Origin of the sequence: Mesorhizobium sp. M7A.F.Ca.CA.001.08.2.1 (genome assembly GCF_003998455.1) — a bacterium.
Taxonomy (GTDB): Bacteria; Pseudomonadota; Alphaproteobacteria; order Rhizobiales; family Rhizobiaceae; genus Mesorhizobium; species Mesorhizobium ciceri.
Map to the genome: position 1 here is coordinate 1 of NZ_RZPW01000050.1, position 15,196 is coordinate 15,196.

Below are 15,196 nucleotides of genomic sequence, written 5' to 3' on the forward strand. Positions count from 1 at the left end.
GTGAAGGCACCGATCTGTTGCTGCGCCTTGCCGAAAAGGCGGACATGTTGCTCGAAGGCTTTCGCCCGGGCGTCATGGAGCGGCTCGGCCTCGGCCCGGAAACGGTGCTGGTGCGTAACCCGGCGCTGATCTACGGCCGTATGACCGGCTTCGGCCAGGACGGCCCGCTCGCCGGCCGCGCCGGCCATGACATAACCTACCTCGCCTATAGCGGCGTGCTGCACGCCATCGGCCATGCCGACGGCCGTCCCGTCCCGCCGCTCAACCTCGTTGCAGACTATGGCGGTGGCGCCATGATGCTGGTTGCCGGCGTGCTGGCCGCCCTTTTCCAACGTTCGCGCACAGGCAAGGGTGAAGTCATCGACGCCGCGATGGTCGACGGCGCCTCGATGCTGGCGGTGCCCCTGCACGCCTTGATGGCGGCCGGCTTGTGGAGCGACAAGCGCGGCGCGAACCTGCTCGATTCCGGCGCCCCGTTCTACGACACCTATGAGACGTCGGACGGACGCCATATCGCCATCGGCTGTCTCGAGCCGCAATTCTTCGCCGAATTCGCCAGGCTGCTGCCGCTCGACGAGCGCTTTGCATCCGGCCAGTACGACAAGGCCCTGTGGCCGCCGATGCGCGCCGCCATTGCCGATCGGATCCGGCAGAAACCACGCGACGACTGGGACCGGTTGTTCGCGCAAACCGATGCCTGCGTTGCACCCGTTCTGTCGCTGCAAGAGGCAAAGCACCACCCGCACAATCGGGCACGCAACGCCTCTGTGACGGCAGGTGCATTTGAGCGCCCGGCCCCGGCCCCGCGTTTCTCGAGTTCGCAACCGACATTGGCCACTATGCCCGGCGATGAGGATCTGTTGCCGTCGACAATGCTGGCACGTTTCGGCTTTGCGAAAGCCGAGATCGACGACCTTGTCAAATCCGGCTTGCTGACCGATAACTAGAGAACAAAGATCAACTTACTGCGGTGCTGCCTTGGACGAGCCGAAGAAGGACGTGATCCGTGAGACGGACGCCGAAGCGATCCGGCTGGCGAAGACGCTTCTGCGCAGCGCCCGCTTTGGCGCCCTGGCGGTGATCGAACCGCAAACCGGCTCGCCGCTGGCCAGCAGGCTTGGCGTGGCCACCGACATCGACGGCGCACCGCTGATCCTGGTGTCGATGCTTTCGGCGCACACCGGCGCGCTGCTTGCCGACCCGCGCTGTTCCCTGTTGCTCGGCGAACCAGGCAAGGGCGACCCGCTGGCGCACCCGCGCCTGACACTGGTCTGCCAGGCGGTAAGGATCGAGCGCGGATCGGCCGAACACGCCCGCACCGAGCGCCGTTACCTCAATCACAATGCCAGGGCGAAACTTTACGCCGGTCTCGGTGACTTTTCGATCTTTCGCCTCGATCCGCAACGCGCCAGCCTCAACGGCGGCTTCGGCAAGGCCTATCAGCTCGACCGATCGGATCTGCTCGCCAGCGGACCGGTCGTCGAGGAACTCGCGGCGCGCGAACAATCGGCCATCGACCACATGAACGCCGACCATCTCGACGCGATCGCCGTTTACGCACAGCATTTCGCCAAAGTATCCGGCAACGGCTGGCGTATTGCCGGATTCGATGCCGATGGCATGGATCTGGTGTCGGGCGACGATGCTTGCCGGGTCTTTTACCCGCAACCTCTGGGCGCAGCAGGTGAATTGCGGCACGTTCTGGTCGATATGGCGAGGGCGGGCCGAGCCATTGTCGACGCCGGGACTGAGACTTAATTATGCTGGATCAAAAGCAACACTTGAGATTTAGGTGAAATGCTCTACCTTTTAGTGACGCTGAATCGCCAGCGCCGATCGATAAGTGAATTTATGGAATCAGACGCCATTGCCCCCATGGCGTCGGGATGAACAGGAAGCATGGGGGATCGATGGTCTCGACAAAGCTAATCGTGAACGCCGAATCGGCGGCAGAGTTTCTCATGCTGATGGGCAATGAGAAGCGACTGTTGATCATGAGCTACCTCGCCGAGGGTGAAATGTCGGTGGGAGCCATAGCCGAGAAGGTGATGCTCAGCCAATCCGCCCTGTCCCAGCATCTCGCCAAGTTGCGGGCGCTCGACCTTGTCGACACCCGCCGCGACCGGCAGATGATTTACTACTCCTGCAAATCCGACGCCGTGCGAGAACTGCTTGTCATGCTGGACGGCATTTTCGGCAGCGGCAAGGATGACCTGTCCCAGATGGCGCACCGCTTGCGCCGTGCTGGAACCTGACCACACAGCCGCCGATCTCGCCGGTGATTCAGAGCGACATGCGCCGATTTGGGGCGCACAAAGCTGGCTGATTGTCCCGAATTGTCGCATCGTGCTTTCCAAACAAGGTGAGCGCCGGGAAGCGGTCCGGATTTTCGGGGCCGATGCGACGGTCGCGAGGAATGCATGGATCCCATTCGCATCGACGACCCGCAAGATCCGCGCGTCGCTGCCTATCTCGACATTCGCGAGCGTGACCTCGCCGGCCGGCAAGGCCGCTTCGTCGCCGAAGGCAAGGTGGTGCTCGACCTGTTGCTCACAACTGGACGCTTTGCCGCCGAATCGGCCCTCGTCCTGGAAAACCGGCTGGCGGGTCTCGACAAGATCCTGAGCAAGGCGCCCGCCGACCTCCCGGTCTATGTGGCCACCAGCGCTGTGATGGACGCAATCGCCGGATTTCACATGCATCGCGGCATCCTGGCCATGGGCCGCAAGGGAGCGCCGCAGCCGGCCGAAGCCCTGCTCGATGGCTTGCCGCCTCGTGCGCTGGTCGTGGTGCTCGTCGGCATCGCCAACCATGACAATGTGGGCTCGATCTTCCGCAACGCCGCCGCCTTTGGCGCTGACGCGGTTTTGCTGGATGCGACGTGCTGCGACCCGCTCTATCGCAAGGCGATCCGCGTTTCGGTCGGCGCCGCGCTCAAGATCCCGTTCGCATCGTTCACCGACACCGCCGGCTTCACAACGATGCTCGCCCGACGTGGCTTCGAACAATTCGCGCTCTCGCCACGCGGGAAGACCGACATCCGCGATGCGCAGCGCAGCGAGCGCCTGGCGCTCTATCTCGGCACCGAGGGCGAAGGCTTGCCGGACGAGCTGCTCGCAAGCCTGCACGACGTGCGGATCACCATGGCGGAAGGCTTCGACAGCCTGAATGTCGCCGCGGCTTCAGCCATCGCGCTGCATCATTTTTCGGCTAGAGCAATTCTAGGAAAAGTGTGAAGCGGTTTTCCGTCCAGAATTGCGTCAAAGCAAAGAGTTAGGGCATTTCGCCGTTTCCGTGAAACGGTGAAATGCTCTAAGGAGACCTGATCTCAGCTTGTCGCGTCAGCCTTCTGCAGCGCGCGCACGCGGTCGGCAAGACTGCGGTCACCGTTGCCGGAGCGTGCGTCCGACGGTACCGCCAATGCCATGGCGATCGGCGAACCAGGCCCCTCGAGCTTGGCCGTCAGATGGACGACCTCCGCCGCCAGCTCGTTCATCTGCTCGCGCAAGGCGGAGCTGCTGTCAGTGGCCTTGGAGGCGGCCAGTGCGGTGAGATCCGCCTTCAGCCGTTTGTTCTCGCGCGCCAGCGCCGTCAGCCTCGCCTCGAGCTGCTCACGGTCGCTGTCGAGCTTGGCGATTGCCTTGTCGAAATCATCGCTCCTCGCGACATCGCCGCCCTTGCCGACCAGCCGCAAGGCTGGCGCGCTGTCCTCGGATTTCGATCTTTCGCGCATGCGTGCCAGTTCCTTTTCGCGGCGATCGAGTTTGTCTTCTCGATCGGCAAGTGTGGCCAGCAGCCGTTCGACCTTCTTGTCGAGCTCGGCGGTCTTTTTCTTCTCGGCTTTCAGGGCGTCCCGCGCGGCCTTGCTTTCGGCCGCGATTTCCTGGCCGCGCCTGTCGGCTTCCTTGCGCTGGCCGCGCAGCATCGCAATGTCACTGGCGAGTTTCTGCATTTCGGACTCTCGCGCCACGAGCTCGATCTGCCGGCTGCTCGAGGAAAAACTGGCGTCGTCATACATGCGCTCCAGCTTTTCCAGCTCAAGGGCGCGCTTTTCCAGCTTGCGTTCGGTTTCCTTCAGACGCTCCGAAAGCTGCTGCAACTCGCCCTCTCGCTGACGCAGCGCTTCGTTCTTCGCGCCCAGCTCGGTCAGCGCCTGGTTCTTGTCCGTCCGCTCGACCGCCAGGCCCTTCATGGCCTCGCGACCGCGATTGATCTCGACCAGTTGTTCGGCCGCCTTCTCACGCAACGCCTTGACGCTGATTTCCAGGCGGCGCGTCGTCATGGCGTATTCGGCGCGGATGCGATCCTTGTCCGCCTGGATTTCGGTCTGCGTCAGAGGGATCGAGGATTCGATGCGTTTGCGTGTAAGCGCGACCGCACGACGCCATATGGCCGGAGCCACCATGAGCGCCAGAAAGCCAGCGCAGAGAAAGCCGAGGACGAAGAACAGGACCGACTGGACCAAGTGACTACCCGTTGTGGCCGGCAAGCATCAAAAGCGCATAGAGCGCTTTGACTGTGCCACGTTGACATGGCGGAAATCCAGCGTTGCGGCAAGGGTTTGCCGCAACGCTACGAGTTTAATGCATGTCGACCCAAAAGCGGTCCCGGATTTGGACAACGACAGTCAAGGACTTCAGCCTAGAACGGATTCCAGGTGGCCCGCTCGGTAAGCTTCAGATAGCCGAGATTGACGCCGAGCCGAGCACCGACGCCGGTGCGGATCGGCACCAGGAGAACATTGTTGTTCTTCAGCACGTTGAAGCCGACGCCCGCCACCACATAGGCTGAACCGGCAACGCCGCCATAGCGGTTGTAGAGGCTGCCCACATCATCGAGATTGTAGACCAGCATCATCACCCGCGACCCCTCGCCGCCGAAATCCCAGCCGAGCGACGGGCCTTGCCAGAACACTTTGTGGTCGCCGGCATTCTTGGTGTAGAGCGTGCCTTCGCCATAGGTCAGGCCACCGATCAGCGCACCGGAGCCCTCTTCGCCCAGCAGATAGCCGTTGGGCAGGCCGTAGGAGGCAAAAATCTTCTCGATCACCGTGGCGAGTCCGCCCGATGTGGCGCCAAAAAATTTGTGACCGGAATCGACAATCTCCTGAGCGGTGTATTCCTGGGCCCGCAGGGCTGAAGTCGAGAAGACGAGAACGCCCAGGAGCGTGACCGCCATTGAGAAGACACGGAGAAAGCTCCGGTCGTAGTATCGGGAAAACATGCTTCCAATCTCCGTCAGGGAGCACCTTCGCCGACGCCTCGCACCCCGTACGGCTCTTTTAGCCGGCCGTTAAGGGTAACTGTTAGGGGCAAATTATGCCGTAATCCTTTTTCAACCATTAAGCTCTCACATGAACATGGCGGTTCGAAGGCTGTTTGGGGTCGCTCAATTGGGGTCGGCAGCCTGCGTGCACACGCCATTTGCCACAACCACAATTTGGATTTGTTGCTGCACGCACGGGCGCTGTGTATTCAGAAAGCCTGAGGAGAGAGTGCGTGATTCGTGTGGCAGGCGACGATCGATCGCCCGGCCATGAGTTGTGAGATTTTGCAGGGATTTTTCGCCGATGGCCGATCTGTTCACCCTTTCCGCACCCGATCTGGCAGCGCTTTTGTGCAGCCGGGTCTGCCACGATATCATCTCGCCGGTCGGCGCGATCAACAACGGGCTCGAATTGCTTGATGAAGGCGGCGCCGATGAGGACGCCATGAAGCTAATCCGCCAGAGCGCCCGCAACGCTTCGGCCCGCCTTCAGTTCGCCCGCATCGCCTTCGGTGCCGCCGGTTCGGCCGGCATGTTGATCGATACCGGCGATGCCGAAGCGGTCGCCATCGCCTTCCTCAAGAACGAAAAGCCGGAACTGACCTGGAACGGGCCCCGCGCGTTGCTGCCCAAGAACAAGGTCAAGCTGCTGCTCAACCTGATCCTCGTCGCCAATGCCGCCATTCCGCGCGGCGGCAAGCTTTCCGTGACGCTGGAAAACCTTGAGACCGAACCGCGTTTCGCGCTTGCGTCGGCTTGCCCGATGCTGCGTGTGCCGCCGAAATTCCTCGAACTGCATTCCGGCCACAAGCCGGAGGAGCCGATCGACGCGCATTCCGTGCAGCCCTATTACACGTTTTTTTTTTCAAGCAGAAGACGGCATACGATATCGATCCACGCGACGCCGGAAGAAATCGTGCTTTCGGCGGCCTGATGCGCAGCCGATAAAGCGAAGTATTTTTTCATTTAACGCTGTAATTCCAGCTCATCGACTTGAGATGCGTCTGGTCGTTCAGGCGGTGCCAAAGCATTCGTGAATAAAAGTAGGCACCTGCCCATCTTTGTAAAAATTTTACCTAACGCCTTTTCGGCTTCTTTACCAGATTGGCCTATGGTGCGTCCTGGATGCCCCCGACGCTACCGGACTGCCAGAAGGCAAAGAGGACCCGGAAATGAAACGCTGCATGTTCGTCGACGATTCAAGCGTTATCAGGAAGGTTGCAAAACGCATCCTGGGCGGCTCCGAAATGATTGTCATCGAGGCCGCCAGCGGACTTGACGCGCTGGAGATGTGCGCCGCCGACATGCCCGACATCATCGTCGTCGATGGCGCCTTGCCCGACGTACCGGCAGTCGATCTCATCCGTCGCGTCCGCGCCATGGAGAGCCCGATAAGGCCGCAGATCCTGATTTCCCTGGTCGAGCTCGATATTGCTTCGATCATGCGGGCCAAGCGAGCCGGAGCCCAGGGCTATCTCTTGAAGCCGTTCAACCGCCCGCAGCTGCTCGAGCGCTTTCGCACCTTGAAGAGCGCACCTGATTCGGCATCCTTGAGCAACTCCAGAAAAAGTGCGTGACGGTCTTCTGCTCGGAAGCCCAAAAGCAGACCGTTACCAGCCCATCATGCAAAAACCCGGCCGAAGCCGGGTTTTTTATTGAAAAGATTCGAACGATTCGTCGCTCAGGCGCTGACGCGAATGTCTTCCGGTTCGCGCAGCACATAGCCGCGACCCCAGACCGTTTCGATGTAGTTCTGACCGCCCGATGCCGCGTCGAGCTTTTTGCGCAGCTTGCAGATGAAGACGTCGATGATTTTCAGCTCAGGCTCGTCCATGCCGCCATAGAGGTGGTTGAGGAACATTTCCTTGGTCAACGTGGTGCCCTTGCGTAGCGAGAGCAACTCCAGCATCTGGTATTCCTTGCCGGTCAGGTGCACGCGCTGGCCGCCGACTTCGACTGTCTTGGCATCGAGGTTGACCACCAGGTCGCCGGTGGTGATGACCGACTGGGCGTGGCCCTTGGAGCGCCGCACGATGGCATGAATGCGGGCAACCAGCTCGTCCTTGTGGAATGGCTTGGTCATGTAGTCGTCTGCGCCGAAGCCGAGGCCGCGCACCTTGTCCTCGATGCCGGCCATGCCGGAGAGGATGAGAATAGGTGTTTTGACCTTGGAAAGGCGAAGCGTTCTCAAGACCTCGTAGCCTGACATGTCAGGCAGGTTGAGGTCGAGAAGAATGATATCGTAGTCGTAGAGCTTGCCTAGATCGACGCCCTCTTCACCGAGATCGGTCGTGTAGACGTTGAAACTTTCCGATTTCAGCATCAGTTCGATGCTTTGTGCGGTTGCACTGTCATCTTCTATCAGCAGAACACGCATTTTATTCCCCTTTTCTGCTGCCGGACCATTTCACGACCCGTCCGGACCCGGAGCAGTGGTTGCCTTGTGCAGAGGCTGCCATTGAATGGTTAACAAATCCTAATTTCCCGTCCATGACGGTACCAGATTTTTTAACCTCTTTCTACACCCTCTTGAATCTAATAACGAATCTCAGAACCAAATTCCTAATGCAACACATTAACAACCTGGACTAAGCGACTCCAGGGACTCATCGACGTCGCTTCCGCATCGGTGGCCGGAATTTTTACCCGGCCTTAAGTCCTGACCCGTATGATTAACAATGCCCGTAAACGAATGGTTACCGCCGGCAAAAAACTTTAGGGTTTTGTTTCCCATAGTTGGGGGAAAGCCGGTGGACACGGGTGCGGCCTGGGCGTTTCCAGGTGGTTTGGACGATAAGTGCGGGTGTGCGTTTCCGGGAGTACCGAATCATGAAGTCACGTGAAAACCTCGTTCGGCTGAAACAGTTTCAGGTGAATGAGAAGCGGCGGCAGCTGCTGCAGCTCGACATGATGATCGCCGAGTTCGAACGCATGGCCGTCGAGCTGGAGCTTCAGATTACCGCCGAGGAGAAGAAGGCCGGCATCACCGACATCAACCATTTCGCCTATCCGACCTTCGCCAAGGCGGCTCGCCTGCGCCGCGACAATCTCAGGAATTCCCAAAGCGACCTCGCCCAGCAGCGAAGCGCCGCCGAATCATTACTCGGCGAAGCTGAAGCGGAGCTTTCCAAAGCGGAAATGCTGGAATCGCGCGACACGAAGATCCGCGAAGCCGAAGTCGGTGGCCGCAGCGCCATGATCGGCTAAAACCCTGCCCCTGGCGACGTCAACGCTCGCCATCGGGCTGGCGCATTGTCGCGGCTTGCGGCCCGGCGGGAATACGCCCAGAAAAATTGAAAACCGCCCTACGCGGCCCAATCCCCTTCATTCTCAGCAATTGCCCTTGCACGGGCATCCTTGATATCCGGCGCATGCTGCTCCGCCCATGACCTGATCTGGGTAAGCAGTCCCGCCAGGTTCTGACCGAGCTCGGTCAATTCATATTCGACGCGCGGCGGAATGACCGGAAAGATCTCGCGCCGTACCAATCCGTCGCGCTCGAGCACGCGCAGCGTCTGGGTCAGCATCTTCGGCGTGATGCCGTCAAGCTTCCGGGCAAGCTCGCCATTGCGCAGCCGGCCTTTGCGCAGCGCGCAAACCACCAGATAGACCCATTTGCTGGCCAGCATCTCCAGCACCGTGTGCGAAGGACACGTTCGCCGGAACGCGTCATAGCCGAAACCGCAATCATCTTCACTATCCATGAGGTGCGTATGTATCAGAAAGGTACATACTGGACAAGGGACTATTACTATCCAAATGATAGTGGCATCAACCGAGCAGGAGATATCTCAATGCGTGCCGCTATCCAGAATTCCGTCGGCGGACCCGACGTCCTTGTCATCGCCGATCAGCCCGATCCCACGCCAGAGGCCGGCGAAGTGCTGGTCGGTGTCAAGGCAGCGGGCATCAATCCGGTCGATGGCGCCGTCCGTGCCGGCTACTACCCCTTGCTCGGCGAGCCGCCCTTCATCCTGGGTTGGGATATCTCGGGAACTGTCGAAGCACTCGGCGCCGGCGTCACCGGCTTCAAGATCGGCGACGAGGTGTTCGGGATGCCGCGCTTTCCCAAGCAGGCCGCCGCCTATGCCGAGTTGGTTGCCGTACCTGCCGATCAAATCACACTGAAGCCGAAGGGCGCGGGCCACCTCGAGGCAGGCGCCTTGCCGCTGGCCGGCCTCACCGCCTGGCAAGGGCTTGTTCGCCACGGCGGGCTGAAATCGGGGCAGCGCGTATTGGTGCATGCGGGAGCCGGCGGCGTCGGTCATCTAGCGGTGCAGATCGCCAAGGCGCGCGGCGCCTACGTCGTCGCCACGGCCAGCCCGGGCAAGCTCGATTTCGTCCGCAACCTCGGCGCCGACGAGGTCATCGACTACACCAAGGGCGATTTCACCGATCAGGTTCGCGACATCGATCTGGTGCTGGATCCAATGGGCGGCGACCACGCCCAACGCTCGCTGAAGGTGCTCAAGCGTGGCGGCGTGCTGGTGTCACTGCTCGATGTCAGCGACGACACAAGGGCGCACGCCAGTGCGCGCGATATTCGGGTCGAGCGTATGTCGGTCTTCCCCGACAGGGAGGGCCTGCTGGAACTGGCTCGGTTGATCGATGCCAACAAGCTCACCGTCCATGTGGCGAAGAGCTTCCCACTGGACCAGGCGGGGGCCGCTCACGCCTTCCTTGCCACCAAGCCGATCGGCAAGGTTGTGCTGTCGCTCTGAGCGGAACGGTGACCGTGAAAAACAGAAGGGCGCGGAGTTAGCCGCGCCCTTCATCTAAATTCGCAATGGTCAGTGCCGGTATTGCTGGATGCGTGTCGTGCGCAGCCCGGCAAGGCCGTATTCGTCGATCGACGCCTGCCAGGACAGGAATTCCTCGGTGGTGAGCTTGTAGCGTTGGCATGCCTCGTCCAGGCTCAAAAGCCCGCCGCGCACGGCCGCAACCACTTCCGCCTTACGCCGGATAACCCAGCGACGTGTATTGGTCGGCGGCAGATCGGCAATCGTAAGAGGGCTGCCGTCAGGCCCGATAACATATTTGACTCTCGGTCTAACCAGATCGGTCATCGTACTCTCTACAAAAAACTCAAAGACCCAATCCCCGCCACGTTACCGCCACAGCTTTAAAAATTGCCTAAGCAGACCCTAATGACTAGGTAAGGATCATGAACGCCGCGTTAGTCTTTTCGCCGGCATTTGAAACATCTGCCCGCAAACCCTGATTTGCCGGGGGAAAATGCATCCCTTGGCGAAGATCGGCCACAAACGGTGAATCGCCCTGCACGCTGGCGCGCCGGTAAAGCTTGACCTATATTCTCGACATTGGCATTGAGGCGCCGCGCAGAACGAAAGCATCATGAACAGTCTCGATCTTCCCGGACGTCCCGAAAACACCCGCATCGTCGTCGCCATGTCCGGCGGTGTCGATTCATCGGTCGTCGCCGGCCTGCTGAAACGCGAGGGCTACGACGTCGTCGGCGTCACCTTGCAGCTCTACGACCACGGCGCGGCGACGCACCGGGCCGGCTCATGCTGCGCGGGGCAGGACATCGACGATGCCCGCCGTGTCTCCGAGACGCTCGGCATCCCCCATTATGTGCTCGACTACGAGGAACGCTTCCGCAAGGCGGTCATCGATCCCTTCGCCGAAAGCTACGTCGCCGGCGAGACGCCGATCCCGTGCGTTTCCTGCAACCAGACGGTGAAGTTCGCCGACCTCCTGGCCACCGCCAAGGAGCTCGGCGCCGACGCGCTGGCCACCGGCCACTACATCCGTTCCGGCGCCAATGGCGCCCAGCGCGCGCTCTACCGTCCGGTCGACGCCGACCGTGACCAGAGCTACTTCCTGTTCGCCACCACGCAGGCGCAGATCGATTATCTGCGCTTTCCCCTCGGCGGCCTGTCGAAGCCTCAGGTTCGCGCCATCGCCGAGGAGATGGGGCTGGCGGTTGCCGCCAAGCAGGACAGCCAGGACATCTGCTTCGTGCCGCAGGGCAAGTATTCCGACATCATCGCCAAGCTGAAGCCAACTGCGGCCAATCCGGGCGACATCGTCCACATCGACGGTCGCGTGCTCGGCCGCCATGAGGGCATCCTGCGCTACACGATCGGCCAGCGCCGTGGCATCGGCATCGCTTCCGGCGAGCCGCTTTACGTCGTCCATCTCGATGCCGACCGGGCTCGCGTCGTGGTTGGCCCGCGCGAGGCGCTGGAGACGCACAAGATCTATCTGCGCAATATGAACTGGCTGGGCGACGGACCGCTCACAGACGTCCCTGCCGGCGGCCTGGAACTGTTCGCCAAGGTCCGCTCGACGCGGCCGCCGCGCCCGGCCGTGCTGCATCATCGTGCCGGTGCCACATGGGTGGAGCTGGTCGACGGCGAGTCCGGCATCGCGCCGGGCCAGGCCTGCGTGCTCTACTCCGATGACGGCAACGAGGCCCGCGTGTTCGGCGGCGGCTTCATCGAGCGTTCGGAGCGTGGCGCCGAGGCCGAGGCCATGCTGACCCGGCTTGCCGCCCGGCCGGCCCAGATTCCCGCGGAATAAGATTCCCGCGGAATAAGATTCTTGCCGAATAAGTTTCCTGCCGAATAATCCGCGCTTCAGGAATTCGACTTGGTGTGGGTGACCGTGCCGGCGGTCAGGATGCGCAGCACCCTGATCGCTTCCTCGCCGCTGGTACGCGGTTCGGCACGCGTCTCGATGCACTGGATGAAATGCTCCAGCTCGCGCGTCAGCGGCATGCCCTGGGCAACCGCGACATAGGACGGCTCATTGGTGGTGAAGGCCCATTGGCCGCTGTCCTGCCACACCGCGTGGCGGTAGACGGCCAGCTTGCGTTCCCATGGCTCGACGTCGTCGAACACCGCCATTGCCTTGGTGCCGACCACGGTCAGCCGCCGCTCGCGATAGGGATTGAGACGCGAGGTGAAGAGATGGCTGCGCAGGCCGTTGGGGAAGCGCATGTGCAGATGCGCGAAGTCGCTGAGATTATCGAGCAGGGCGGCCCCCTCGCCGCGCACCTCGATCGGCTCCGTGCCGGTGATCGCCAGGATCATCGACAGATCGTGCGGCGCCAGGTCCCACAGCGCGTCGTTCTCTGTGTGGAACTTGCCGAGGCCGAGCCGGTGAGAGTGGATGTAGCGGACCTCCCCGAGTTCGCCCTTGTCGATCAGCCCCTTCAGCGTCTCGAAGGCGGGGTGGAACCGCAGGACATGGCCAACCATGAAGACGCGGCCATTGTCCTTGGCCGCCTGCACCGCACGCTCGGCATCCGCCACCGTCAGCGCGATCGGCTTTTCCACCAGCACGTCTTTGCCGCTCTCGACGGCACGTACCGCAAGGTCGGCATGGAATTGCGGCGGCAGCGCCATGACGATGGCGTCGATATCGTCACGGACGAACAACTGGTCCGGCTCGATCGCCAGGCAGTCCTGCTCGCTGGCAAAGCCTTCCGCGCGGGCCCGGTTGGTATCGGAGACCGCGTGCAGCGCGCCGAGCGCCTTGAGAGTGCGGATGTGGTTGCTGCCCCAGTATCCGCAACCGAGGACTGCTATGCGCGGCTTCATCTGTTTCAAACTCTAAAAACTCGTGGCCGAGACATAGCGACGTGCCCCTTCGAACTCAACCCCGGCGGCGACAACCAAATGTCGCCGCGGCAAAGCTTTTCGATAATGACGATAAGCCGGCAAGCCGGTTGCTTCGAAGCTTGACAGGCTCACCCTCCCAACCTTATATCCGCGCGACCTTGGCGAACGCCCCCGACATGCCCTTCGATTTGAGGTGGATTTCGGGCCTTTCGCCGCCCTGGCGGGGTAGCTCAGTTGGTTAGAGCACGGGAATCATAATCCTGGGGTCGGGGGTTCAAGTCCCTCTCCCGCTACCAAAATCCAGTTAAACCATGGAAATGGCTAAAAAAATTACACGCGTTGGTAGCGCTTCCGGTTGAAATTGTTCAATAATTTCAATGCGGCGCCATCGTGTTCCTCGCCCCGGTAGACACGAGAAAGAGTAACGCGTTCCTCGCTTGGACGAGGATTAATCCGATTGCATCGCTCGGACCTCGAGCTATGCAAGCCGTTCCGCATGCCATCTCAAATGGTCGTCCATGAATGTCGAAATGAAGAAATACGAATGGTCGTATCCGTCTTGCATGCGCAACGTCAGCGGAATGCCGGCTTTGGCGCAGGCCGCCTCCAAAAGCCAGGGTCTCAGCCCGTCATTCAGGAACCCGTCCGATGTTCCCTGATCGACGAGAAATTCCGGGAAGCGGCGCCCGTCTTCAACAAGCGAAGTAGCGTCGTAGGCCCGCCACGAGGCCTCATCCGTGCCGAGATATTTTTCGAAAGCCGGCCTTGATCAGCCGGCAGCGCTTGGCTGCACGATCGGCGCAAATGCCGAGCAACTCCTGAACCGCTGCGGGTTTTTCAGAGCAATCGTCAGCGCGCCGTGTCCGCCGTTTCCCGGGCCTGTGGAGGCACGAAAACGGCAAACGTCATGTCGCAGCAGCAACTCGTCGACAGGTGCGAATAGATGCCCTGCACTCCGCCATGGGATTTTGCCTGGGAGATGGTCTTCATGGGTTCCGGCATATTCCCTCTCCACGGATTTCAAACACCAATGGGCCGGTGTCTACGGCATCGACATTGATCGCGGCAACCCGGGCGGATCAGGTGGGGTCGAACCGACCGGCGGCGCGGACATCCGGAATGTCAGTCGCGCCGCCGGCCTAACGCCCGATGTCGGGGAGGCACGGTATTTTGGGAACACAGAGCCTTCTACGCGGGCGTGTCGTGTGAGCCGGTCAGTAAACCACGACGCTTCTGATCGATTTGCCCTCATGCATGAGATCGAAACCCTTGTTGATGTCCTCGAGCTTGAGCGTGTGGGTGATCATCGGGTCGATCTGGATCTTGCCGTCCATGTACCAGTCGACGATCTTCGGCACATCGGTGCGGCCGCGCGCGCCGCCGAAGGCGGTGCCCATCCAGGTGCGGCCGGTGACCAGCTGGAACGGCCTGGTCGAGATCTCCTGGCCGGCGCCGGCAACGCCGATGACCACCGACTTGCCCCAGCCGCGATGCGAGGCTTCGAGCGCCTGACGCATGACCTTGGTGCTGCCCGTGCAGTCGAATGTGTAGTCGGCGCCGCCGATCTGGTCGGCGCCACGCTTGGTCATGTTGACGAGGTAGGGCACGACATCGCCGTCGATCTCCTTCGGATTGACGAAATGCGTCATGCCGAAGCGCTCGCCCCACTCCTTCTTGTCGTTGTTCAAATCGACGCCGATGATCATGTCGGCGCCGGCAAGCTTCAGGCCCTGGATGACATTGAGGCCGATGCCGCCGAGGCCGAAGACGACCGCGGTGGCGCCGATCTCGACCTTGGCGGTGTTGATCACGGCACCGATGCCGGTGGTGACGCCGCAGCCGATGTAGCAGATCTTGTCGAAGGGCGCGTCGGGATTGACCTTGGCCAGTGCGATCTCGGGCAGCACGGTGAAGTTGGAGAAGGTCGAGCAGCCCATATAGTGAAAGATCTTGTCCTTGCCGATCGAGAAGCGCGATGAACCATCGGGCATCAGCCCCCGGCCCTGCGTGGCGCGGATCGCCGTGCAGAGGTTCGTCTTTCTCGACAGGCAGGACGGGCACTGGCGGCATTCGGGCGTATAGAGCGGGATGACGTGGTCGCCCTTCTTGAGCGAGGTGACACCCTTGCCGACATCGACCACCACGCCGGCGCCTTCATGGCCGAGGATGGCCGGAAACAGACCTTCCGGATCGGCGCCCGACAGTGTGAATTCGTCGGTGTGGCAAATGCCTGTCGCCTTGATCTCGACCAGCACTTCGCCCTCGCGCGGGCCCTCGAGGTCGACCTCCATGATCTCCAGCGGCTTTCCGGCGGCAACAGCGACAGCGGCGCGGGTTTTCAT

16 protein-coding genes, 1 tRNA gene and 1 pseudogene are annotated in these 15,196 nt (G+C 61.3%); 10 read left to right on the plus strand and 8 right to left on the minus strand.

Annotated elements, in window-relative coordinates:
- From EN914_RS05290 to EN914_RS05305, 4 genes are all read left to right on the plus strand, one after another.
- On the plus strand, positions 1-947 hold a 947-nt coding region (locus tag EN914_RS05290; protein WP_164778658.1), incomplete at its 5' end, for a CaiB/BaiF CoA-transferase family protein.
- Positions 948-978: 31 nt separating this feature from the next.
- Positions 979-1,758 (plus strand): HugZ family protein, encoded by a 780-nt coding sequence (locus tag EN914_RS05295; protein WP_024504508.1) that lies wholly within the window; start codon positions 979-981, stop codon positions 1,756-1,758.
- A gap of 152 nt (positions 1,759-1,910) precedes the next feature.
- Positions 1,911-2,255 (plus strand): helix-turn-helix transcriptional regulator, encoded by a 345-nt coding sequence (locus EN914_RS05300; RefSeq protein ID WP_013529913.1) that lies wholly within the window; start codon positions 1,911-1,913, stop codon positions 2,253-2,255.
- Positions 2,256-2,420: 165 nt separating this feature from the next.
- Entirely contained in the window at positions 2,421-3,236 is an 816-nt protein-coding gene (locus EN914_RS05305) for an RNA methyltransferase (protein ID WP_024504507.1), read from the plus strand.
- A 92-nt stretch (positions 3,237-3,328) separates the two neighbouring features.
- On the opposite strand, the gene EN914_RS05310 is transcribed toward EN914_RS05305, so the two are convergent.
- Positions 3,329-4,465, minus strand: coding sequence for a hypothetical protein (locus EN914_RS05310; protein ID WP_024504506.1), 1,137 nt, complete (start codon positions 4,463-4,465; stop codon positions 3,329-3,331).
- 176 nt (positions 4,466-4,641) lie between these two features.
- A complete protein-coding gene (locus tag EN914_RS05315) occupies positions 4,642-5,178 on the minus strand; it encodes a DUF1134 domain-containing protein (RefSeq protein WP_224621527.1) in 537 nt (178 codons plus the stop codon).
- 391 nt (positions 5,179-5,569) lie between these two features.
- On the opposite strand from EN914_RS05315, the gene chpT reads away from it, so the two are divergent.
- Positions 5,570-6,199, plus strand: coding sequence for a histidine phosphotransferase ChpT (chpT, locus tag EN914_RS05320; protein ID WP_127389020.1), 630 nt, complete (start codon positions 5,570-5,572; stop codon positions 6,197-6,199).
- A gap of 238 nt (positions 6,200-6,437) precedes the next feature.
- On the plus strand, positions 6,438-6,842 hold the full coding sequence (locus EN914_RS05325) for a PleD family two-component system response regulator (protein ID WP_024504503.1): 405 nt from the start codon (positions 6,438-6,440) through the stop codon (positions 6,840-6,842).
- 104 nt (positions 6,843-6,946) lie between these two features.
- Here the strand turns inward: EN914_RS05325 and ctrA are convergent, their stop codons facing one another.
- Positions 6,947-7,642 carry a response regulator transcription factor CtrA gene (gene ctrA, locus EN914_RS05330; RefSeq protein WP_006203583.1) on the minus strand — a complete coding sequence of 232 codons (696 nt, stop codon included), beginning with the start codon at positions 7,640-7,642 and terminating at the stop codon, positions 6,947-6,949.
- Positions 7,643-8,094: 452 nt separating this feature from the next.
- Here ctrA and EN914_RS05335 point away from each other — a divergent pair, with 452 nt between their 5' ends.
- Entirely contained in the window at positions 8,095-8,472 is a 378-nt protein-coding gene (locus EN914_RS05335) for a flagellar export protein FliJ (RefSeq protein WP_013529907.1), read from the plus strand.
- 98 nt (positions 8,473-8,570) lie between these two features.
- Here the strand turns inward: EN914_RS05335 and EN914_RS05340 are convergent, their stop codons facing one another.
- Positions 8,571-8,969: a helix-turn-helix domain-containing protein gene (locus EN914_RS05340; protein WP_013529906.1), complete on the minus strand. Its 399-nt coding sequence runs from the start codon at positions 8,967-8,969 to the stop codon at positions 8,571-8,573.
- A gap of 90 nt (positions 8,970-9,059) precedes the next feature.
- Between EN914_RS05340 and EN914_RS05345 the strand changes: the two genes are divergently transcribed.
- Complete coding sequence (locus EN914_RS05345; RefSeq protein ID WP_024504502.1) at positions 9,060-9,986, plus strand: NADP-dependent oxidoreductase; 927 nt, start codon at positions 9,060-9,062, stop codon at positions 9,984-9,986.
- Between the two features lie 69 nt (positions 9,987-10,055).
- On the opposite strand, the gene EN914_RS05350 is transcribed toward EN914_RS05345, so the two are convergent.
- On the minus strand, positions 10,056-10,331 hold the full coding sequence (locus EN914_RS05350) for a DUF1153 domain-containing protein (protein WP_013529904.1): 276 nt from the start codon (positions 10,329-10,331) through the stop codon (positions 10,056-10,058).
- Positions 10,332-10,620: 289 nt separating this feature from the next.
- Between EN914_RS05350 and mnmA the strand changes: the two genes are divergently transcribed.
- Complete coding sequence (gene mnmA / locus EN914_RS05355) at positions 10,621-11,811, plus strand: tRNA 2-thiouridine(34) synthase MnmA (RefSeq protein ID WP_013529903.1); 1,191 nt, start codon at positions 10,621-10,623, stop codon at positions 11,809-11,811.
- A gap of 56 nt (positions 11,812-11,867) precedes the next feature.
- On the opposite strand, the gene EN914_RS05360 is transcribed toward mnmA, so the two are convergent.
- The gene (locus EN914_RS05360) at positions 11,868-12,833 is read right to left on the minus strand and encodes a Gfo/Idh/MocA family protein (protein WP_024504501.1); all 966 of its coding nucleotides are present in this window, start codon (positions 12,831-12,833) and stop codon (positions 11,868-11,870) included.
- 240 nt (positions 12,834-13,073) lie between these two features.
- On the opposite strand from EN914_RS05360, the gene EN914_RS05365 reads away from it, so the two are divergent.
- Positions 13,074-13,150, plus strand: a tRNA-Met gene (locus EN914_RS05365).
- A 182-nt stretch (positions 13,151-13,332) separates the two neighbouring features.
- Here EN914_RS05365 and EN914_RS05370 read toward each other — a convergent pair.
- Together EN914_RS05370 and EN914_RS05375 are read right to left on the minus strand one after the other, a co-directional pair.
- Positions 13,333-13,734 (minus strand): annotated as a pseudogene (locus EN914_RS05370) (alpha/beta hydrolase-fold protein); the annotation flags it as partial.
- 334 nt (positions 13,735-14,068) lie between these two features.
- Positions 14,069-15,196: S-(hydroxymethyl)glutathione dehydrogenase/class III alcohol dehydrogenase (locus tag EN914_RS05375; protein WP_127219264.1), on the minus strand; the 1,128-nt coding region annotated here is incomplete at its 5' end.